Below are 21143 nucleotides of genomic sequence, written 5' to 3'. Positions count from 1 at the left end.
ATATGTCTAGCCGACAACTTGACGAATTGAATCGTCATCTCTTAGAAAAATGTCCCGTTGGTCTGATACTGTGGCGCATAGATGGAACTTTGATTGACATCAACCCTGTCTGTGCAGCTATTTTGGGGCGCACTGTTCCAGAAACTCTCCACCTTAACTACTGGCAAATTATTTCTCAAAACTACGTTACTGTCCAGCAAACCATCATCGCAGACCTTGAAAAAACTGGATGCTACAGATCTGATGAACAAGAGTATATCCATAAAGATGGGCATTTGGTTGCAGTTAAAATCTCCACAGTGATGATTGAACATCAGGGGGAAAAGCTGATCTGGTCGAGTGTCGAGGATATTAGCGACCTGAGAAAAGCCCAACAAGAACGCCAACAATCGGAAAAAATCTTAAAAAAGAGCGAAGCACGATATCGTTCTCTGGTGAAAACTAACACGCAAATTATCTGGGTGAGTACACCAGAAGGAATTTGCTTTGAACTCACCGACTGGATAGCCTACACAGGGCAAAGTTTAGCGGAAGCGGAGAACGGAGGCTGGATTGATGCCGTTCATCCTGACGATCGCGGCTACACCGGAGAAGCTTGGGGTATTGCTGTCGCTAACCTCAGTCAATATCAAATTGAATACCGTATTCGCGGCAAAGATGGCAACTATCGCTATTTTTGGGTTTGGGGCGCACCTGTAATTGAAGATGATGGTAATGTGCGAGAGTGGATTGGTACTTGTACCGATATTCACGATCGCAAACTAACAGAAGCCGAAAATCAAAGACTGAAAGAACGCTATCGCTCTTTAGTAACTGCTACTTCTCAAATTGTTTGGGGCGCAACTCCCGAAGGTATGGGCATTAGCAGTGAAATGCTGACTTGGATAGCTTATACAGGTCAGACTGAAGCAGAAGTTGCTGGTTGGGGTTGGGTTGATCCAATTCATCCTGATGATCGTGATCAATCACAAGTAGCTTGGAATGTAGCAGTGGCAAACCGCAGTATCTACCAAACGGAATATAGGTTGCGGCGTAAAGATGGCATCTACCGCTATTTCTCAGTTTGTGGTACTCCGGTTTTAGCCGCAGACGGTAGCATCCGGGAATGGATTGGTACTTGTACCGATATTCACGATCGCAAACTCGCCGAAGCCGAAAATCAACGTTTATTGGATATGTTGAATCATTCCGGTGATGCCATCATTGTCCGCGATATGACTGACAAAATCTCCTACTGGAATCAAGGCGCGGAAAGGCTCTATCATTGGACGCGGGAGGAAGTTAAAGACCAATACATTTACACATTTCTCAAAAAAATCTTTCCCAAACCCAAAGAAGAAATCACCGCAGAGTTATTACAGCAAGGTAATTGGGAAGGTGAAGTCCAACATATTACCCATGATGACAAACTGATTACTGTCCAGAGCCGATGGACATTGCAACGGGATGCCTCTGGTGAACCCTGTGCGGTATTGGAAATCAATACTGATATTACTGCCCGGAAACAAGCCGAAATTGCTCTACGCCAACTCAATCAAGAACTGGAAGCCAGAGTGGCCGAACGGACAGCCGCAGTCAAAGATACCCTCGCTGAAGCCCAAGGGTTAAATGCAATTTTGGATAACTTAGCAGATGGTTTGTTAGTAGTGGATATGTCAGGGCAAATTACCCACTTCAATCCGGCTTTTTTAGCAATGCAGGGATTAAGACCGACAGATCTCAAAGGCAACTATCAGGAACTACCAATTCCAGGTTTAGCACATCTAATTGAACAAACTCAATCCCATCCCCAAGAAGCATTTGCCGCCGAAATTGCCTTAGTCAAGGAACGCATTGGTCAGGCTGTAGCGACCGCTATCTTTAAACAGACCACAGCGGAAGAACCTGCTACTTGCTTTGGTTCAGCACTTTTAATTCGGGATGTAACAGCAGAAAAAGAAGTGGACAAAATGAAGACCGACTTCATTTCCACAGTCTCCCACGAACTGCGGACACCTTTAACTTCAGTATTAGGATTTGCCTCCATTATTAAAGAAAAGCTGGAAACCGATGTCTTCCCAATGGTGATTACCGAAGACCGCAAGTTGCAAAAAACAATTAAGCGGGTGGGTGACAATTTAAATATTATTGTTTCAGAAGCAGAACGACTGACATCCTTAATTAACGATGTTTTAGACATTGCCAAAATGGAAGCCGGGAAAGTGGAATGGCAAATGCAACCACTTGATCCGAGTGAGTTACTAGATTGGGCTACGACTTCTACCGCCGGATTGTTTGAAACCAATGGCCTGCAACTAGTCAGCGAGATAGAACCGGGAGTACCGCAAATAGTAGGCGATCGCAACCGACTGTTGCAAGTCCTCATTAACTTGATTTCTAACGCGGTGAAATTCACTCAATCCGGGACTGTTACCTGTCGTGTCAAACAACAGAACGACGGTGTATGTGTCAGCGTCATCGATACAGGTATCGGTATTGCCCCCGAAGACCAACCCAAAGTCTTCGAGAAATTCCGCCAAGTTGGCGACACTCTCACCGACAAACCCAAAGGTACAGGGTTAGGATTGCCCATTTGCAAACAAATTGTTGAACATCATGGTGGCAGAATTTGGGTAGAAAGTGAACCAGGCAAAGGCAGCGTCTTCTCATTCCTGATTCCCATATACGCCAAGGATGACAAAAGCAATGGACAAATCAATCTAGATGCTTTGGTCAAGCAACTCAAAGAACATGTCATTACCACCAACAAAGTACTTCACGAAAACCGTAAAACCATTCTGGTAGTCGATGATGATGCCAATATTCGAGAATTATTGCGGCAGCAACTAGAAAACGAAGGCTACAAAGTTCGAGAAGCAAAAGACGGTATGGATGCAATTCATCAAATCAAAATCGCCCGGCCTGATTTGATTCTCTTAGATGTGATGATGCCCCAAATCAACGGCTTTGATGTGGCAGCCGTCCTCAAAAATGACCCCAACACAGCAGATATTCCCATTATCATTCTGTCAATTATTGAAAACAAAGAACGCGGCTATCACATTGGCATCGATCGCTATCTCACCAAGCCCATCAATACAGAACAACTCCGTAATGAAATTGGTTCACTACTTTCTCAAGGTACTTCCAGCAAAAAAGTATTGGTGGTTGATAAAAATGCCTCAACCTTAAAAACCTTATCAGATGTTCTGCAAACTCAAGGATACAGCGTGATTGAAGCCTCCGATCCGCAAGAATGTATTAACAAAGCTCGTTCAGCTAAACCTGACATGATCATTATTGATTCCATCTTTTCCCATGAAACCGACCTGGTGAAAACCCTCCGGTTTGAAAAAGAGTTAGAAAATGTATTTTTTATCATGCTGTCTGATCGGTAATATTAACAAGGCAGGAGGATGAAATTTCAACTTCATCCTTCATACTTTTCTTAAAGACTTTTACAAATAATTTTAAAAATCGCATCGGATGACTATATGACGCAAAAAATTCTCATTGTTGATGATGAACCTAACATCGTAATTTTATTAGAACAAGCTTTAGAAGCATTAGAAGATGAAGGTGTAGAACTTTTAACTGCGAGAAATGGAGAAGAAGCACTAGAAACTATTAAAACTGAACAACCAAACCTAGTTTTTCTTGATGTAATGATGCCAAAAATGAATGGTTTGGAAGTTTGTCAGATAGTGAAACATGACCTCAAAATGAATGAAGTTTATATCGTGATGTTGACAGCAAAAGGGCAAGAATTTGATAAGCAGAAAGGAATTGAAGTTGGTGCTGACTTATATCTGACTAAACCTTTTCGCCCTAAAGAAGTACTAGAAAAATCAATGCAGGTATTGGGATTTTGAATAAAAACTGACTACCGCTATATCTCTCAATTCTCACAAGCGATCGCTCATAGTGTTTGTTTTAAGCGATCGCCACACTCAAAACAAACCCGTTATACTCAACTTATCGTCCGTAAATTTACTTGATGATGCTCCCCCTACACCTTCATAACATCATCATTCGACCTCAGAACTAGAAGATTCTCGTTTGAAACAGGAACATTCTCACTGGAAACAGGAAGGTTCTCGTTTTAAACAGGAACATTCTCGTTTGCAACACGAATGTTCAGGTTTAGAACATGAAACTTGGAGTTCAAAACAGGAAACTTGGAGATAAAAGCTAGAGTGATGAGATTGGGAAGGTAAAATTTCGTGTTCTCATGAGAGATAATCGCGCACATTTGCTAAATTATCACGAGTATTAACAGTATTAGGATGATTTGCACCTAAACGCCGCTCAAAAATATCTAAAGCTTGGCTATACAATAGTTCAGCTTCGCTGTATCTGCCTTGGGAGTCATAGAGTCCAGCTAGGTTGTTGAGGGTAGTGGCAATAGTATGATGTTCTTTGCCAAGCAAGTCTTGTTGTATTTCCAACGCTTCTAGGTACCGAGGTTCTGCCTTGTAGTATTCTCCTTGGGATTTGTAAAGTAACGCCAAATTGTTGAGGCTTTGGGCAACATCAAGATGTTTTTCGCCCAGCAGGTGTCGTCTAAGTGCCAAAGCTTTCTGGTATAGAGGTTCTGCTTTTCTATATCGACGTTGGGAAGCATAAAGTAATCCTAAATTGTTGAAGCTTTGGGCAACATCAAGATTTTCTTTTCCCAGCAGGTGTCGTCTGATTATCAAAGCTTTATAACAATTTGATTTGGCTTCTCTGTATTTACGTTGATAAGTGTAAAGTAATCCCAGGCTGTTGAGAATTTGGGCAACATCAAGATTTTCTTCTCCCTGAAGATGTTGTCTGAGTGCCAAAGCTTTCTGATACAGGGGTTCTGCTTCTTTGCATTGACCTTGAGAATGGTAGAGTCCTCCTAAATTGTAGAGGCTGGTAGCAACATAAATATGTTCTTCACCTAGACGCTTTATAGTAGCTTTTAAACACTCCTCACACCAAGGGAAAGCCTGATCATATAATCCTTGACCACTATAAAACCAAGCATTACCGATGAAAGGCATAATCACATTATCATCACTAACATATTCAATGAAATTGTTAGCTACTTCAGCTATGTGAGGTATTACTGGGGCGAAGTTTTTAATTTGCTCAAGGGTTGGAGTATAAGGAATATCCTTAGCAACTGCTACCATTACCTGAGAAAGCGATCGCTTAAATTCCTCAACCCGATTAAACTCAGCCTGCTTGAGTTGAAAAAATTCCCGGATGAGTTGATGTAGTTGATAACTATCTTCTCCTTGAAGCACATGCAAATCTTCTAACTCAACTCTGCTATCTTCCAACTGTTCAGCATCTTTACCTGTTTCTACACTTTCTACCAGTGTCCAGGGAATAGGAGCTAGAGCAAACAAACTCAGTAAAACAGCTAATTCTTTGGCATTATCACTTAATTCGTCCCAACTTAATTCAAAAGCATCAATAACACCCCGTTCAACATTTAGCGTCCAAGTGCGGTCTTTTTCATCCCGTGCTAAAGACTCATGACTTACCTTTTTTGCTTCTAACCGCCGCAACATTTCTGCCAAAGTGAGTTTCCGCTTCTTTACATACCTCCCCACCAAATTTAACGCCAAAGGCAAATAACCTAAACGGTGACAAATTTCTTTTGCATCAACTAATTCCTGTGCCACTTTTTCTCTTCCCACCCACTCTTGTAAAAGTTCCAGTGCTGCGGGTTCACTGAAAACAGGTAGATGTAATGACTGGGGAAGGTCTAACTGTAACCTGGTGGTAATTAGTACTTTGAACCTGGGTGATTGTGGTGGTAAATATTGTTTTACCTTGGCGTAATCATTGACATCATCCAGCACTACCAAAACATTCCCATCGTGCCAATGTGACCAACAAAAATCAACTGGCTTTAGTACATCCGGGTCTTCTGGCGGTTTTAGTCCTAACTTAGCTATGGCAAACTTCAATATCTGAAACCCAATATCTTCTTCTCTGGCGCGTAACCAGCACAGTCCCCCTTTGTAGTTTTCGCGCTGTCTTATGGCATATTGCAAGGCGAGTTCTGTTTTACCCAGTCCACCCATTCCCAAAATAGCCGCAATGGCAACTTGGTTATTTTCCTGCAATAGTTTATGGAGTTCTTCCAGTTCTTCATCACGTCCCACAAATTTAACTACCCCACTCAAGGGTAAATTTTGCGGTATTTCAGGATTTGACTTTACCCGTTCCTGTTCGGGCGACTGTAGTCAGTTGTATGTGTTTTGTGGATTATTAATTATGATTTGTTGGGCAACCATTGACCCTTTTTCAGCTTGGATACTTTCTGCTAACTTGGCAAAATTATTAACAATTGCTGGCTGCGCTTGAATTTCTGCGGCTAATTTTTGAATTTTCTCACCAGTCTGGGACTGATCTTGATTGATTGTTGCTTCTACTTCCCGCACCGATTGAGCAATTTCGGTATCTGTATCGGCTGCTGCTTTCAACTCCAACACAGCTTGACCATAATCTAACGCCTGCTGTGTGTTTTCCTGTGAAGTATTCGCTAACAAGGGCAGCTTATTTTTCTGGCGTAGCTGTGCAATTAACTCGTTACTTTTTTCTAATGCTGCTTCTCCCAGCTTTTCGCCTGTTTTTTCTAAAGCCTTAGTTAAAACTATAGTAGCGATCGCAGTTCCTACGGCTGTTAAGGTTACTGGTTCCATAACTTAACAATAATATTCCGAGATTATACTTATTTTCCTGAGCATAACAGTTTCTCAACAGAGAAAAAATCACAAATTATATAGCGGTTCTCGGTTGAATTTACCACTGTTTTGACCTCATGACTCTGGGAATTATCAGCATTGGTGATCTGTTTAATTGGGAGCATCCACTTTTGTAAGAAACACCGGGTGATTAGAAATCGCGGCTACACAAACGAAGTCCGCGAAGGCGGACTCTCTGAAACCCGCCTGCACGGGTTTAGTTTGTATAGCTCCAGACTTCAGTCTGTTCGCGTAGCGTGCGCCTTAGCGCAGGGCTATTTGCCGAAAGTGGATGCACTCTATAATGCTGCATCATAGCGAATCTAGAAATACATAAAATATAGCAGAAGGCAGCTTTCTAGAGAAAAAGTCTTACTATTCCTGGCATTCAAGCTTTCAAATTGTCCTAATATATCTGACTAACGCTATGTAATGATAGCCTTTGGATTGTTTGTGGGTAATCTTAAAGTAAGTAGGTCGGTGTTAAAAATTGTCGTTATGACAAGGCAGGAGGGTAGAGGTTTTCAAGCTACTTTACTTTTCGTTACATAGTTCTGTTTATTTGCACCGTTCTACTTAGTAATTAATATTTTGTTAGCATATTTATTCCTATGTATCGGAACTTTGAACAGAGGTTAATATTAGGTCTATGCTTTTTAGGATTAATTGGAGGTTCCGCAATTCTTCTTGGAATTGGGATACTACTGTGTTTTATATTTAATGATATGTTTTTTGGTTGTGGCATGAGTTGTAAAGCGTTTCAAGCATTAGGAACGAGTACCGCCTCTAGCTTTAATCAAGCTCAACAAAGTTATTATTTAAACCATGAAAGATTCTCTACATCTTTAAGTGAATTGCAAACAAATATTGAACCTAAAATGGGTAAATACAACTTTTTTGTCAAAACTATAAATAGTCCTAAAAAACATGAAATTACATATTTTTATGCAGTTTCGAGTTTATCAGGACTGAAAAGTTATGTTAGTGCTGTCGCTGTTATACCAGATGTAAACTCGAAAAATAATGACATATTAACAATAACAATTACATGTGAGACTAATTCCCCAAGCCAAAATAAACCCACTGATCCGCAAATTAAAAATACCGATCTTAGTTGTGGTAAAGAGCAATTTGAGATTAAACATTAGACATCAAGCTGTTTTCCAATATTGTTTTTGCCCAGCTTTGGAGAAACGGGAGTTTGTACATCATGGTAAAAACACAAGTGCGATCGCCTGCAACTACACAGGTTGGGGTTTGAGTAAGTCTGTCTTGGTGACAAACTCGTTAAAGGGTGTTGGTAACTGCTGTGGTATGGCGATTTGAGTAGTTTGGAGTGGTAAGCGGGGAAATAGTAATTCAGCCACCCGATAAGCTTCTTCTAAATGGGGATAGCCGGAGAATACGAAGGTATCAATTCCTAAATCAGCATATTCCAGAATTCTCGCTGCTACTGTGTCTGGATCTCCGACTAAGGCTGTACCTGCACCACCCCGCACTAAACCCACACCAGACCATAAATTTGGGCTAATTTCTAAGTTGTGGCGGCTACCACTGTGTAGCTGCGCCATCCGCCGTTGTCCGGCCGATTCCGACTGGGAAAAGCGTTTTTGGGCAGATGCTATTGTTTCATCATCTAGATATTTGATCAGTTCGTTAGCTGCATCCCAAGCTTGTTGAGTAGTTTCCCGAACGATAACGTGCATCCGAATACCAAAGCGGACTGTTCTCCCTTGTTCAGCGGCTAATCTACGGACTTTACTAATTTTTTCGGCTACTTGGGCTGGTGGTTCGCCCCAGGTTAAATACACATCAATGTGTTTAGCTGCAACTTGCAAAGCTGCATCAGAAGAACCACCAAAATATAATGTGGGGTAAGGCTTCTGTACGGTTGGAAATTGCAGTTTCGCGCCGGCAACTTTTAGGTGACGACCATTGAATGTTACTTCGTCGCCTTGCATGAGCGATCGCCAAATTGTTAAAAATTCATCCGTCAGTTCATAACGCTGATCATGATCTAAGAAAACGCCATCTTTGGCTAATTCTTGAGAATCGCCACCAGTCACTACGTTTAAAATAATACGACCGTGAGAAAGTTGGTCAAAGGTTGCAGCCATCCTCACAGATAATGCAGGTGACATAATCGCCGGACGAAAGGCAACTAAAAACCGCAGGTTTTGTGTAACCGGAATCAACGAAGCAGCCACAATCCATGTATCCTGCTTTTGTCCAGTCCCAATTAACATCCCGCCGTAGCCTAATTTATCCACAGCTTGGGCGATTTGCTGCATATAGGGATAATTAGCTTGTCGTCTGCCAATTGTTGTGCCTAAATAACGCTCATCGCCCTGAGTTGGTAAGTACCAAAATATTTCCATAGTCTTATCGTTGGCTAATAGTTTTTGGTGTTATAGCTGCATATTGTTCGCTAGTTAACATTGCGGCTTTGACATCAATGGGTTGAGGAATTACTTTTTCTTGGGCAAATAAATCAGCTATTTTTTGTTGACCTTCCATGATGTCTGGCGTGATTGGTCTTAAACCATAAGTCCGCCGTTTAATCATTGTGGTTAAAATGTCTTGATCTAATTTGAGATGCGGCGCAGTGATTTTTACCACTTCGTCGGTGTTCTGTTCTGCCCATTTACCCACATTATTAATTTCTTCGAGAATTACTCGCACTAACTCTGGATTTTCAGTGGCAAATTTGCGTGATGCCATATAATATCCCCCTTGGGTGGCAATACCGCTGGCATCTCTCAGAACTCTGGCATTGGCAACTTTTTGGGCTGATGCTAAGTAAGGATCCCAAGTTACCCAAGCTTCGATTTTTCCTTGAATAAATGCTGCTCTTGCTTCGGTTGGTGGCAAACTAATTGGTTGAATATCACTATATTTTAACCCGCCTTCTTCTAAGGCTTTGAGTAATAAATAATGTGATGCTGAACCTTTTTGAAAAACTACTTTTTTACCCTTCAAGTCTGCCAAAGTCTTAATTGGAGAATTATTCTGCACGATAATTCCACTGCCTTGACCAGTACTAGGTTTATTACTGGCAATGTAAACTAATTCTGTGCCAGCCGCTTGAGCAAATATGGGTGGAGTTTCCCCCACAGAGCCAATGTCAACTCTACCCACATTCATTGCTTCCATTAGTTGTGGCCCAGCGGCAAACTGCGCCCAATCTACACTAACACCCAAGGGCTGCAAACGTTTTTCAATTACACCTTTTAACCTCACCAAATCTCCAGAGCTTTGATAGCCCAGATGGACAACTTTGGTTGTAAAACCTGCGGTTTTATTTTCTGCTTTTGGAGTATCAACTGAACAACTAACTAAGGTTGTTGAAATGGTAAATATTCCTGGAAGTATGAATAAAGAAACACGCTGAAAAATATTGATTTTTGGTTGTTTAACAGATGTGGTCATGGTTATAAAAAGATGAATCAAAAGGTAGACACGATAAATCAAAGCCAGTAAAAACTGACTTCATAAATTTCCCAAAAAATGAGTTAATGGGATGATTTAAATGTGAACTAAATATGACAAACTCTACACAAGTAAAGATTGGTAATTAATAATTACCAATCATCAAATTTATGGCAGAGGTTGTTATTGGAGGAGTTGGAGGTAGGAAGTGATGCTGAACAAGCGATTCAGGTTTAGACTGGCTGCAATTGCAAATTTTTTTGGAACAGTTCTAAAACATGGTTCCACGCATCAGCAGCAGCTTCAGCATTGTAGCTGGCGCGATGATTGCAAAAAAAGCCATGTTCTGCACCAGAATAGCGGAAGATTGTATGGGGAATTCGGTGTTTGTTTAATTCCGCTTCGATTAGTTCGGTTTGTTCTAAAGGAATGCCTTTATCTTCTGTCCCAAAGAAGGCATAAATTGGGTTTTTAATCTCTGGAGTCCTGGTAATTGTGGGTTCTCCACCGCCGGGTGTGGAGTTGGGAATTCCTCCACCGTAGAAAGAAGCTGTGGCTTTGATATCTGGTAAGGTGGCAGCTAAGTAAACAACATGACCACCAAAACAGAAACCAATAGAACCGATCGCATCTCCTAGGACATTTGGTAAAGTTCTCAAATAGGCGATCGCCGCTTGAATATCACTCAATATCTCTTCGGCTTTGGTCTGATCCTTGGCGGCGCGACCTCGTTGAATATCATCAGGGGTGTAAGTCGCTTCAAAACCAGGCGCAGTTCGTTGAAACAACGCTGGTGCGATCGCCACATACCCTTCACTAGCCAATCTTTCCGCAACTTCCCGAATATGGATGTTGACTCCAAAGATTTCTTGAATCACAATGACGGCGGGAAATTTACCCTCTTTTGCAGGTTGCGCTAGATAAGCATCAATCTGCAAATCTCCATTTGGGACTTTAACTTGATTAGTCCGAATTCCTGTGTTTGTCATCTTAAGGATTAGTCCGCAATTCCTTTGAGGACAAGATTTTTATGATGTTTCTTGATAAATACTACTAAATCTTTACCGATTTGCCGTATTTTAAAAGTAGTATTCCACAAACCTCGTGTAAAGGCAAGCCCCTTGTCAGAATTAACCGAGTTTAAAGGTGAATGGTAATTTTCTACCAACGGGAGAATGAATATGAAACTTGAGGCAGTTCATCATATACAAATGACTTATCCACTTGAAGTTGAGGAGGCAATATTATTTTTCTACAGCCAAGTTTTAGGATTACAAGCAATTAATCCACCTGAAGCGAGTGATTCTGGCGGGTGGTATCTGTTAGGAAACACAGAAATCCATGTTAGTCGAGAAGCAAACGCTAACAATCAAGCATCTAGACGACATATTTGTTTTCGAGTCAATGATGTGTATGGGTTTGCCGAGCATTTAAAAGCCTATGATGTAGAAATTCTGCCAGGAACACCAATTCCGGGATTTAATCGCTTTTTTATTCGTGATCCTGGTGGAAACCGGATAGAAATTGCCGAGTTGATCAACAACTCCAGAGAGTAATTTAATTTATAAAGGAATAACTTGTGTCTGATTTAATTAACAAACAAATCTTGCTCAAAAGCCGCCCAGTCGGTGAACCAAAAGAAAGTGATTTCACCTTAGCGGAAGCACCAATTTCTCAACCCGGTGAAGGTGAAGTTCTCAGCCGGACAATTTATTTATCTCTCGACCCTTATATGCGTGGTTTGATTAGCGAGGGTGAGTCTTATGCAGCAAATGTGGAATTAAATTCAGTAGTTGTCGGCGGTACAGTCAGCCAAGTTATTCAATCAAATCATCCACAATTTCAAACCGGAGATTTCGTCCTGAGTCGGAACGGTTGGCAAACTTACGCCGTAGCTAAAGGCGAGACACTGCGGAAACTTGATCCCAACCAAGCACCTTTATCTTATAGTTTGGGTGTGTTGGGTATGCCTGGCTTAACTGCATACACGGCGCTTTTGGATATCGGTCAACCCAAAGCAGGTGAAACCGTCGTAGTTTCCGCTGCTTCTGGGGCTGTAGGTGCAGTCGCCGGTCAAATTGCCAAAATCAAAGGTTGTCGAGTCATTGGCATTGTCGGCAGTGATGACAAGCGAGATTATATAGTCAAAGAATTAGGTTTTGATGTGGGGATTAATCGTAAAACTCAAGAACTTGATGCAGCATTGAAAGCAGCTGCACCTGATGGCATTGACGTTTATTTTGATAATACCGCCGGGGTGATATTAGAAACTGTGTTGCAGCAAATCAACCTGGGGGCGCGGATTCCTTTAGTTGGGTTAATTTCCGAATATAATGCCACATCTGCGCCTCCTGGCCCTAATTTAAGACCTCTGTTGATTAAACGCGCTTTAATCAAAGGTTTTTTAGTCAGTGATTACCAACACCGCGCTAATGAATTTGTCAGCGATGTTGCGGGTTGGTTAAAATCTGGTCAATTGAAATATCAAGAAGATGTTGTAGTTGGTTTAGAAAATGCGCCCCGTGCTTTTATTGGTTTATTGCGGGGGGAAAACTTTGGCAAGTTAGTTGTGAAAGTCAGTGAAGATCCAACCGCCGTTTAAGTTGGTGCGTAAGGTAGAATAACAGCGATTGCACCAGAAATTAACGTCTGTGAATGAAAATCCCGTTACTAGCCGCTGTTACTCAAAACCGCATACTCTGGGCTGTTTTGCTCATTAGTACAGCGCTAATTATTACTCTAGCGCTGTCCCTGTCTCAAGGCGCAGTACCCCTAAGTTTTTCGCAATTGTGGGCAGCGATTCTGCATCGAGGCGATCCCACTAACCAAACTATTATCTGGGATTTGCGACTTCCCCGGATCATCGCTGCTGTAATTGTGGGTGCAGCTTTGGGAATGTCTGGCGCACTACTGCAAGGAATGTTACGCAACAGTCTAGCTGACCCTTTTATTTTGGGAATTTCCGCAGGTGCAGGATTAATTGTGATTGTGATGATCACTTTGCACGTCTTTCCCATTGCTATTCCTTTAGCCGCGTGGCTTGGGGCAATTTTGACCTCAGCTATAGTGATTTTTCTCGGTCGTGCAGGTTCGGGAATTTCCATTGAACGGTTGATTTTAGGCGGTGTGGCGGTTAGTTCTTTATTGGGTGCAGTACAAAGTACATTATTGTTACTCGCCGAAGATGGTCAAATTCAAGTAGCCTTAAGTTGGTTGGTGGGTAGCTTAAACGCTAGGGGATGGAAAGAAATTACGACTGCGGGGCCTTATATTATTGTGGCGTTGCTGGGCGGTTGGTTGCTGGCGCGGTCGGTGAATGTGCTGGCGTTAGGAGATGATTTAGCCGTTGGCTTGGGTGTATCATTAACGCGATCGCGTTTGTTAATTGGTGGCGTTGCAACTTTACTCGCCGCTGGTGCAGTTAGCATCAGTGGTTTGATTGGCTTTGTTGGTTTGGTAGTACCGCATGGAGTCCGGCTACTAGTGGGTACAGATCACCGCTTTGTTTTACCACTGTCAGCCCTAGCGGGTGCATGGTTACTCACCTTTGCAGATTTACTCTCTAGATTAGGGGCGGTAGAACTACCCGTCGGTTCTGTGACTGCTTTGTTAGGTTCACCCTTATTTATCTGGTTGCTATATCGTCGTTCATCTGGATTGGGTAAGTCTTAATTTTAGTAAGACAAATCTCTCTTCCAACCTATTTTTCCTAAAAGCTATGATGTACACACAAGTTGCTTAATTGGCAATGTAATAACGTCGCTTCACATTATTAATGTATCAAGTTACATCGTTAGTGCGGTGCTGCAAATTATTAATGTATCAAGTTACATTGTTGATGTGTTGTCTCACATTATTGATCTATCAAGTTACATTGTTAATGCGCCGTCTCACATGATTAATGTATTAACTGTAAGAATTAATTTATCTTATTGGGTAGCAATTCTCAAAAACTTGTGTGTATACGGTAGTTGAAGAAAAGTCAAATCTAATTTCTCGAATTTTACGTCTGTCTTAAAATGCCTCTAGAACTGCAAAATCTCACTGGTGGTTATACCGCAGAACCAATTGTGCAGAATATTAACCTCACCTTGCAAACAGGAGAATGGTTAAGTTTAGTCGGTGCTAATGGTTCTGGTAAATCAACATTACTCAAATTATTAAGTCGAATTCTGGCACCACAACAGGGAATTGTCTTGCTTGACGGTAAAGCAATTCATTCTCAACCGCCGAATGTAGTAGCGCAGAAATTGGCACTATTACCACAACAACAAACTGTGCCAGTGGGCTTAAATGTTAGACAATTAGTGAGTTTAGGACGAACACCTCATCAACCTTGGTGGCAATGGGAATTAACAGCACAAGATTGGCAAAAAGTTGATGTAGCAATTGAAAAAACACAGCTAGAAGATAAGCGCGATCGCCCAGTCGAACAACTATCTGGTGGTGAAAGACAACGCGCATTTTTAGCTCTGGCATTGGCACAAGAACCAAAAGTTTTATTATTAGATGAACCTACAACTTATTTAGATATTAATTATCAATTGCAATTATTAGAACTGCTAAAAGATTTAAATCAACAACAGGAATTAACAATAGTCACAGTGTTACATGAATTAAATTTAGCTGCACGTTATAGTTCTCGCATTGCTTTATTAAAACAAGGAAAACTTTGGGGAGTTGGTACACCAGCAGAAGTTTTAACACCACAGGCGATCGCTCAAGTTTTTGGTGTGGAAGCTGTAATTATTCAAACACCAGTTGGTTTACAAGTTTGTGCCATTTCTGCCGTATAAATTTAAATATGCTTCAGGCTAATAAATAAACTTATATACCCGACTTCTTAAAGAAGTCGGGTATATGGTCATTCACACATAAATTCAACTAACTTTAATCTTCAATTGGTGCATCAGGAACTTTGGCATCAATATCAGCTTGAGTCAAGTTAGGCATTAACCAATTAATATCACCTGCTTTCAAAACATTGGCTGGGGTCACATTAAATTCAACCACACCTGTTTCTGGATTAGTTGTTGCAACTAATTGAGTACCATCCACAACTTTAATAGCCAAAGGTTCTGTTAAGCCTTCAATATCACCAGGTAATTTAGTCCCAACTGGTAGATAAACACCATCACAATCCCAATCATCATCTGTAACTTGACCATTACCTAAAAAGTAGAGAGTATTGCCTTGCGCTATTTTTTTGGGTTTATGTCCATAGACAGCAAGAGTTTTACCTGTTTCATTACGACACTGCGCCCAATTTCTTGCTGTTTCTAAAATATATTTTTGTAATTTCAAATCACCTAATTTCCGTTCAATTTGTTCTGGTGTATATTGCGAGTCAGCAGGAGTTTCTTTTAATTTCACCAAGTTATCAATTGCTTGGGTAACTTCGGTGTAATCAGTACTTTGTGTCAGATTTGGTTTACTAGCCCAAGAAGGTGGAGCGATGACTAAATTTACTAAAAGTACTAAAGAAACAAGAGCAATGCGGAGTAGTTTCATGATATTTATCCTCTTGAGTGTACAAAATTTGTTAACAAACATTGATAACTAAATTTACCAGTCAACATCGGCAGATGTTTCTATCTGTGTGTTGATGCCATACAGTTTGACTAATCCCATCAATACTAAACAGCTAAATGCTAAAGCAATGGGATGTAAAGAAGCACTATCTAAAATGATGAATACTCCTAAACCAATTAACACAAAGGGAACAATATTATTGCCATATTGAGAAATTAAATTACAAATAGCAGGTTGACAGGTAAGTTTATATGTTCCATAACACCAAACACCAACGAGTGCTAAAAATACTGCAATAATAATTAGTAAACTAGAAAAATCAGCATTTGCAAACAATGGCATATAAATACTGATGTTATCACTACCATTGCCAATAGTAATAGCAGCCACACTAAAAGATTGGGGAGATAATAAGCCAGCGAAGGGCGAAGATTTAGTTAACTCTTGCTCTGATTCTGTTGTTGAAGAAGTATCTTTATCTGGATTTAGTAGACGATTTAAGCCAATAGCGATGGGTGCAAAACCTAAAAAACCTATCCAATGCGATGGCAAAATTAAACCACCTAAAAAACCAGCTAAACTAGCAATTACCAATGTAATAAAACCAAGATATTGACCAATCACAATGTGCCGACGACGGAAATTGGCATTTACTTGCGAAAATAACAGCGTTAGGATGACTAAATCATCTAAGTTTGTAGCGGTAAAAGCTGTTATTCCCGTAGGAATTCCCGACATGATTCCATTCATTTATCTTTCTCCTTTATCTACACATTGAGCTTGTGTCTGTTATGCTTGATTGATGTCTGCAAATACTGGGTAAGTTGCTACTTTGTTAAATGTGGAGTTGTAGCCTTGCAAGTTAATTGAGTTGCTGAAGCAATTCAAATATGTGATTGTATGATAATGCTAGTTATACGTTTGAGTGGCAGAGTCAAGATTTTATTCTAGAACAGGATCGAGATATTTAAAATTTAGACTCTCACTGTTGGTAATTCATGATTATCGATGAATGTATTGATCAATAACTTTGGCATTATCGACAATTGATTTATCGTGTTTGCTGGCTTGTTTAACAGGTGTTGCTTTAGGAAATTTATCGTTAATTTGTACAATCAGTCCTGGTGCTAAGGCGACTCGATTATCTTTAATTTCTTTAGAAGTAGCTGCTAAATTTACTTTCATTTCTCGCAGCATTTGCTGTTGTTCTTTGACGATTTGAGTTAGTTCAGCGATTTGTTGCGAGTGCAAGGTATCTAACTTTTCATGAAGTAATTCGATGTTTTGTCCGGCGCGTAAGTTTACTTGATGGTCAATTTCAGCGTTGCGGCGGTCAGTATCAGACTGACGGTTTTGACTCATCAAAACTATGGGTGCTGTGTAAGCTGAAGCGAATGAAAAAACCAAGTTGAGCATAATGAATGGCGACTCATCCCAATGGGGAACTCCTGGCGCTAAGTTCATTCCCACCCATCCAGCTAAAATGGTACTTTGGCAAATCAGAAATTTCCAAGAACCTACCTGAGATGCGAGTTTATCAGCCAGGTGTTGTCCACGAGTTAATTCTTCAGGTGTCATTTGATGTGGCTCTGATTTTGGTCTAACTACTGGATTCATAATTTACCTCCGTGGGTGATTGCTGTCTGTGTTTTTGTCTATGGGTTTAATTTATGCTGTTCCTCTGATAAGTACAAATATTATTATTTTTTAAATTAATCAATTTAAGTGATTAATACAGCTACATACCCAAAAGTACTTAGATGATGTTTGAGCGATCGCTCTCCAACCCCATCTGTTCGTGTAATATGAGTTAGCTTTGCCGTCTCACCAATACTGTTATGAGTCAACTGACATCTAAAGATTGGATTATCATCCAACAACGACTCACCCCGTACTTGTTTTTGCTACCTGCTTTAGTGCTGTTGGGGTTAACTGTATTTTGGCCTGCATTGCAAGCCTTTTACCTCAGTTTCACCAGCTACGAAGATATTTCCCAACCGCCACAGTTGATAGGTTTTACTAATTTCCTGCGTTTGTGGAAGGATGCAGTTTTTTGGAAAACTTTAGAAAACACTTTTCTTTATCTGGTGGGTGTAGTACCAATTTTGGTGATTGCTCCTTTAGGGTTAGCAATTTTGGTTAATCAAAAACTCCGGGGCGTTAGTTGGTTTAGAGCCGCATATTACACACCAGTGGTAATTTCAATGGTAGTTGCAGGTATAGCCTGGAAATGGTTGTATGCAGAAAACGGTTTACTTAATCAGTGGCTAAAAACTTTGGGAATTTTCCCTGAAGGAATTCCTTGGCTAACTAGTCCAGATAAAATTTTGGGGATTGTTCCCATTTCTTTAGCCAGTGTGATGGCTGTGACTATTTGGAAGGGATTAGGCTATTACATGGTAATTTATTTAGCTGGGTTACAATCCATCCCCGCTGATGTGTATGAAGCCGCAGCTATTGATGGCTCGGATGGTATTCGCAAACATTGGGATATTACAATACCTTTGATGAGACCTTATTTAGCTTTAGTAGCAGTAATTTCGGCTATTTCTGCAACTAAGGTTTTTGAAGAAGTTTATATTATGACCCAAGGCGGGCCACTCGATAGTTCTAAAACTATTGTTTATTATTTATACGAACAAGCTTTTAGTAATTTAGATATTAGCTATGCTTGCACAATTGGGTTGATATTATTTTTAATAATTTTAGGACTGTCAGTTTTACGCTTAAGTCTTAATCAAGAAGGTGGAGATTCTATTGTCTAGAAAACTTGTAGGATGTTTGAAAAGTCGTAAAGTATACCAACAACCCCTCTCCAAACCTCTCTCCGTTTCGGAGAGAGGCTTTGATGTTACCAAAAATACTTTTCAAACAACCTCTTATCGGATGTATTTATCTGCTGGCGATCGCACTTCACCCTCATTTATCAGTAAATCAGCGAAAGTCTCTACTAATGTTGTGATTATTTTCACTTTGTTGTTAAATTTACTTGGTAATTGTTTCCCTAAGTCAGCAATTATTCCTTGATTTGCTCATATAATTGATTTTTTATACTAAACACAGAAACACAGGGTTGAATCAAGATTTATCAAGTTTCTCAAAAGTGTTTAACCTGCAACTTTCAAATGGCGGATTGTTAGCTAGACTTTAAACGCTATTATTGAAGTTTATTCAAACTATTATGCACTGGTTATTATCTGGGCCGTTGACTGTTGAAAAATTAACGGTTAAGATTGCGGGTCTACCTGCATCTTTACAAGGTAAGAAGTTGGTGCAGATGTCGGATTTTCATTATGATGGTGTGGCTTTGTCTGATGAGATGTTAGAAAAGGCGATCGCATTTAGCAACCAACTAAAACCAGATATAGTAATCTTAACAGGTGATTATGTTACAACTAGTCCGCAACCAATTCATCAACTAGTTTTAAAATTAAAGCAATTGCAAGCTCAAGCTGGTATTTATGCCATACTCGGTAATCATGACATATATTACCGACATGCAAAAACAGAAATTACCAAAGCTTTAACTAACATTGGTGTGCATGTTTTATGGAATGAAGTTGTCTATCCTTTTGGTAATGAATTAGCGCTAGTGGGACTCGCAGATCGTTATTCACCAGAATTCAATCCTGGGTCAGTAATGGAGCAACTAGACCCAAATATACCCCGAATTGTGTTATCTCATAACCCTGATACGGCGGAAATATTACAAGCATGGCGGGTAGATTTGCAGTTATCTGGTCATAGTCATGGTGGTCAAATCGTGATTCCTGGCTTAGGGGCGGTTATAGCTTATCGCAAAAAAATAGTCCAAAAAATCCCCTACAAAATCCGCCGTTACTTTCCATTATTACGCCGAGAAAATTATGTCCTCCGTCATTGGGAATGGGCGCAGGGTTTACATCGTGTAGGAAGCAATCTGCTATATGTCAATCGTGGTTTAGGAACTTATTCTCCAGGAAGGCTATTTTGTCCGCCAGAAGTGACATTGATTACCCTACAAAGAGAATAAATTGTGATTAAATTTTTACTATTTTTTAAGATGGTTTTTGTTATTTGATAAGCTGTAAACGCTGCTATGAGGAGTGTTTCTGCACTATGCACTGGTTGTTTACGGGACGTTTAAGTGTAGATAAAATAACGGTTAAGATTGCCGGACTGCCGCAATCTTTAGCAGGTACAACATTAGTACAGTTATCAGATTTTCACTATGATGGAATGCGCCTTTCGGAAGAAATGTTGCAAGAAGCGATCGCAGTTACAAATGAAGTAGAACCTGATTTAATTGTCTTAACGGGTGATTATGTCACTGATGATCCTAGCCCAATTCATCAACTGGTGATGCGGCTCAAACATCTGCAAAGTCGCTGCGGGATTTATGCTGTACTTGGTAATCATGACATCCACTACAACCACTCCCAAGCAGAAGTTACAAATGCTTTCGCTAGTATTGGAGTTCATGTTCTGTGGAATGAAATCGCCTATCCTCTCGGCGAAGAATTACCTATAGTCGGTTTAGCTGATTATTGGTCGCGGGAGTTTAATCCTGTACCTGTGATGCAGCAACTAGACCCACTAACACCCCGGATTGTTCTCTCTCATAATCCTGATACTGCCAAGATATTAGAACAGTGGCGCGTTGACTTACAGCTATCAGGTCATACGCATGGGGGTCATATTGTCATTCCCGGTTTTGGCCCTGCGGTTTTTTATTACAAGAAGTTACTCAAGCAATTACCAAAAAAACTGCGCCGACGGGTGCCATTTTTATTTGATGATTGTTCTAAAGTAGTAAGATATTGGGAATGGGCGCAAGGATTTCACAAAGTAGCAAATAATCAGTTATATGTTAATCGTGGTTTAGGAACTTATCGACCAGGACGCTTGTTTTGCCCACCGGAAGTTACGGTGATTACTCTAGTTTGTCAATAGTCAATAGTAATTTGTTGTTAATTCTTTGCTAAAAACTATTAACCGCCTAAGTTACGACCGATCAACATCAGTAACTACAGGCGGTTTATTAAACAATATGCAATCGTTCGAGAAGATTGAAAAAACAGAAGAATTAACTCAAATAAGGTGGACAAATGCAATCGTTGTTCTCAGACTTCAACATCCTTGATTCTAAATAGGCAGGCATTTCTGGCTGTATGTTCAAAAACCTCCAATAAAATCAATAGAATTAAGGCGAAAACACTTCCATAGGATGTGATAGTTGAGTTGCGATCGCGTGAATCTTAGAGCAGGAGGTACAGGCTCTAATTTCAAGTTTTTTATTTCACTTAAACTTAACCTTTTTGTACCTTGAATTTAATTTAGCACGCGGCAATTTTAATTACTATGTGTATTTACCAAATGTGAACACCGTTAATGTGTCGTAATATTCGGGTGAATTTTCTTAAAATTGGTGAGGCTTTTTAATCACATTGATATTAAGTTAATTTAAGCAAAATGACTGGAAAACTCACGCAGGTG

General features: G+C 40.3%; 19 protein-coding genes. 11 read left to right on the top strand and 8 right to left on the bottom strand.

The window, feature by feature from the left end; genetic code table 11:
• Positions 1-2: 2 nt before the first annotated feature.
• Positions 3-3377: a PAS domain S-box protein gene (locus NCWK1_RS24625; protein ID WP_103126526.1), complete on the top strand. Its 3375-nt coding sequence runs from the start codon at positions 3-5 to the stop codon at positions 3375-3377.
• A gap of 96 nt (positions 3378-3473) precedes the next feature.
• Positions 3474-3851 carry a response regulator transcription factor gene (locus NCWK1_RS24620; protein WP_103126525.1) on the top strand — a complete coding sequence of 126 codons (378 nt, stop codon included), beginning with the start codon at positions 3474-3476 and terminating at the stop codon, positions 3849-3851.
• A 357-nt stretch (positions 3852-4208) separates the two neighbouring features.
• On the opposite strand, the gene NCWK1_RS24615 is transcribed toward NCWK1_RS24620, so the two are convergent.
• Together NCWK1_RS24615 and NCWK1_RS24610 are read right to left on the bottom strand one after the other, a co-directional pair.
• Complete coding sequence (locus NCWK1_RS24615) at positions 4209-6125, bottom strand: tetratricopeptide repeat protein (protein ID WP_245894985.1); 1917 nt, start codon at positions 6123-6125, stop codon at positions 4209-4211.
• Positions 6126-6206: 81 nt separating this feature from the next.
• Positions 6207-6665 (bottom strand): hypothetical protein, encoded by a 459-nt coding sequence (locus tag NCWK1_RS24610; RefSeq protein WP_103126523.1) that lies wholly within the window; start codon positions 6663-6665, stop codon positions 6207-6209.
• 653 nt (positions 6666-7318) lie between these two features.
• On the opposite strand from NCWK1_RS24610, the gene NCWK1_RS24605 reads away from it, so the two are divergent.
• The gene (locus tag NCWK1_RS24605) at positions 7319-7855 is read left to right on the top strand and encodes a type IV pilin-like G/H family protein (protein ID WP_103126522.1); all 537 of its coding nucleotides are present in this window, start codon (positions 7319-7321) and stop codon (positions 7853-7855) included.
• Between the two features lie 93 nt (positions 7856-7948).
• On the opposite strand, the gene ssuD is transcribed toward NCWK1_RS24605, so the two are convergent.
• The 3 genes from ssuD to NCWK1_RS24590 all read right to left on the bottom strand — a co-directional run bounded on the left by ssuD (position 7949) and on the right by NCWK1_RS24590 (position 11125).
• On the bottom strand, positions 7949-9085 hold the full coding sequence (gene ssuD, locus NCWK1_RS24600; protein ID WP_103126521.1) for an FMNH2-dependent alkanesulfonate monooxygenase: 1137 nt from the start codon (positions 9083-9085) through the stop codon (positions 7949-7951).
• A gap of 4 nt (positions 9086-9089) precedes the next feature.
• Complete coding sequence (locus NCWK1_RS24595) at positions 9090-10136, bottom strand: sulfonate ABC transporter substrate-binding protein (protein WP_096582826.1); 1047 nt, start codon at positions 10134-10136, stop codon at positions 9090-9092.
• Between the two features lie 233 nt (positions 10137-10369).
• A complete protein-coding gene (locus tag NCWK1_RS24590; RefSeq protein WP_103126520.1) occupies positions 10370-11125 on the bottom strand; it encodes a dienelactone hydrolase family protein in 756 nt (251 codons plus the stop codon).
• A 192-nt stretch (positions 11126-11317) separates the two neighbouring features.
• Between NCWK1_RS24590 and NCWK1_RS24585 the strand changes: the two genes are divergently transcribed.
• From NCWK1_RS24585 to NCWK1_RS24570, 4 genes are all read left to right on the top strand, one after another.
• On the top strand, positions 11318-11692 hold the full coding sequence (locus NCWK1_RS24585; RefSeq protein ID WP_103126519.1) for a VOC family protein: 375 nt from the start codon (positions 11318-11320) through the stop codon (positions 11690-11692).
• Between the two features lie 23 nt (positions 11693-11715).
• The gene (locus tag NCWK1_RS24580) at positions 11716-12738 is read left to right on the top strand and encodes an NADP-dependent oxidoreductase (RefSeq protein WP_103126518.1); all 1023 of its coding nucleotides are present in this window, start codon (positions 11716-11718) and stop codon (positions 12736-12738) included.
• Between the two features lie 53 nt (positions 12739-12791).
• The gene (locus NCWK1_RS24575) at positions 12792-13808 is read left to right on the top strand and encodes a FecCD family ABC transporter permease (RefSeq protein WP_096582834.1); all 1017 of its coding nucleotides are present in this window, start codon (positions 12792-12794) and stop codon (positions 13806-13808) included.
• Positions 13809-14155: 347 nt separating this feature from the next.
• A complete protein-coding gene (locus NCWK1_RS24570) occupies positions 14156-14932 on the top strand; it encodes an ABC transporter ATP-binding protein (RefSeq protein ID WP_096582836.1) in 777 nt (258 codons plus the stop codon).
• Between the two features lie 94 nt (positions 14933-15026).
• On the opposite strand, the gene NCWK1_RS24565 is transcribed toward NCWK1_RS24570, so the two are convergent.
• From NCWK1_RS24565 to NCWK1_RS24555, 3 genes are all read right to left on the bottom strand, one after another.
• Entirely contained in the window at positions 15027-15647 is a 621-nt protein-coding gene (locus NCWK1_RS24565; protein ID WP_096582838.1) for a hypothetical protein, read from the bottom strand.
• Between the two features lie 54 nt (positions 15648-15701).
• Positions 15702-16418 carry a cadmium resistance transporter gene (locus tag NCWK1_RS24560; RefSeq protein WP_103126517.1) on the bottom strand — a complete coding sequence of 239 codons (717 nt, stop codon included), beginning with the start codon at positions 16416-16418 and terminating at the stop codon, positions 15702-15704.
• Between the two features lie 252 nt (positions 16419-16670).
• Entirely contained in the window at positions 16671-17285 is a 615-nt protein-coding gene (locus NCWK1_RS24555) for a DUF1003 domain-containing protein (protein WP_103126516.1), read from the bottom strand.
• A gap of 221 nt (positions 17286-17506) precedes the next feature.
• Between NCWK1_RS24555 and NCWK1_RS24550 the strand changes: the two genes are divergently transcribed.
• From NCWK1_RS24550 to NCWK1_RS24540, 4 genes are all read left to right on the top strand, one after another.
• Positions 17507-18433 carry a carbohydrate ABC transporter permease gene (locus tag NCWK1_RS24550; protein ID WP_015111962.1) on the top strand — a complete coding sequence of 309 codons (927 nt, stop codon included), beginning with the start codon at positions 17507-17509 and terminating at the stop codon, positions 18431-18433.
• A 16-nt stretch (positions 18434-18449) separates the two neighbouring features.
• Positions 18450-18695 (top strand): hypothetical protein, encoded by a 246-nt coding sequence (locus NCWK1_RS29235; RefSeq protein ID WP_222838818.1) that lies wholly within the window; start codon positions 18450-18452, stop codon positions 18693-18695.
• 154 nt (positions 18696-18849) lie between these two features.
• Positions 18850-19680, top strand: coding sequence for a metallophosphoesterase (locus NCWK1_RS24545; RefSeq protein ID WP_103126515.1), 831 nt, complete (start codon positions 18850-18852; stop codon positions 19678-19680).
• 86 nt (positions 19681-19766) lie between these two features.
• Positions 19767-20600: a metallophosphoesterase gene (locus tag NCWK1_RS24540; protein ID WP_096582848.1), complete on the top strand. Its 834-nt coding sequence runs from the start codon at positions 19767-19769 to the stop codon at positions 20598-20600.
• Positions 20601-21143 lie beyond the last annotated feature (543 nt).

It is taken from the genome of Nostoc cycadae WK-1, assembly GCF_002897135.1.
GTDB lineage: Bacteria > Cyanobacteriota > Cyanobacteriia > Cyanobacteriales > Nostocaceae > Nostoc_B.
Note: the sequence above shows the minus strand (reverse complement) of the source record. Positions and strands in the feature narration are given on the sequence as shown.

Excerpts from the sequence above, each read along its gene's own strand:
- ssuD (WP_103126521.1), bottom strand. The coding sequence starts at position 9,085 with ATGGAAATATTTTGGTACTTACCAACTCAGGGCGATGAGCGTTATTTA.
- NCWK1_RS24560 (WP_103126517.1), bottom strand. The coding sequence starts at position 16,418 with ATGAATGGAATCATGTCGGGAATTCCTACGGGAATAACAGCTTTTACC.
- NCWK1_RS24565 (WP_096582838.1), bottom strand. The coding sequence starts at position 15,647 with ATGAAACTACTCCGCATTGCTCTTGTTTCTTTAGTACTTTTAGTAAAT.
- NCWK1_RS24540 (WP_096582848.1), top strand. The coding sequence starts at position 19,767 with ATGCACTGGTTGTTTACGGGACGTTTAAGTGTAGATAAAATAACGGTT.
- NCWK1_RS24590 (WP_103126520.1), bottom strand. The coding sequence starts at position 11,125 with ATGACAAACACAGGAATTCGGACTAATCAAGTTAAAGTCCCAAATGGA.
- NCWK1_RS24550 (WP_015111962.1), top strand. The coding sequence starts at position 17,507 with ATGAGTCAACTGACATCTAAAGATTGGATTATCATCCAACAACGACTC.
- NCWK1_RS24610 (WP_103126523.1), bottom strand. The coding sequence starts at position 6,665 with ATGGAACCAGTAACCTTAACAGCCGTAGGAACTGCGATCGCTACTATA.
- NCWK1_RS24545 (WP_103126515.1), top strand. The coding sequence starts at position 18,850 with ATGCACTGGTTATTATCTGGGCCGTTGACTGTTGAAAAATTAACGGTT.
- NCWK1_RS24585 (WP_103126519.1), top strand. The coding sequence starts at position 11,318 with ATGAAACTTGAGGCAGTTCATCATATACAAATGACTTATCCACTTGAA.
- NCWK1_RS24620 (WP_103126525.1), top strand. The coding sequence starts at position 3,474 with ATGACGCAAAAAATTCTCATTGTTGATGATGAACCTAACATCGTAATT.
- NCWK1_RS24625 (WP_103126526.1), top strand. The coding sequence starts at position 3 with ATGTCTAGCCGACAACTTGACGAATTGAATCGTCATCTCTTAGAAAAA.
- NCWK1_RS24570 (WP_096582836.1), top strand. The coding sequence starts at position 14,156 with ATGCCTCTAGAACTGCAAAATCTCACTGGTGGTTATACCGCAGAACCA.
- NCWK1_RS24575 (WP_096582834.1), top strand. The coding sequence starts at position 12,792 with ATGAAAATCCCGTTACTAGCCGCTGTTACTCAAAACCGCATACTCTGG.
- NCWK1_RS24605 (WP_103126522.1), top strand. The coding sequence starts at position 7,319 with ATGTATCGGAACTTTGAACAGAGGTTAATATTAGGTCTATGCTTTTTA.
- NCWK1_RS24555 (WP_103126516.1), bottom strand. The coding sequence starts at position 17,285 with ATGAATCCAGTAGTTAGACCAAAATCAGAGCCACATCAAATGACACCT.
- NCWK1_RS24595 (WP_096582826.1), bottom strand. The coding sequence starts at position 10,136 with ATGACCACATCTGTTAAACAACCAAAAATCAATATTTTTCAGCGTGTT.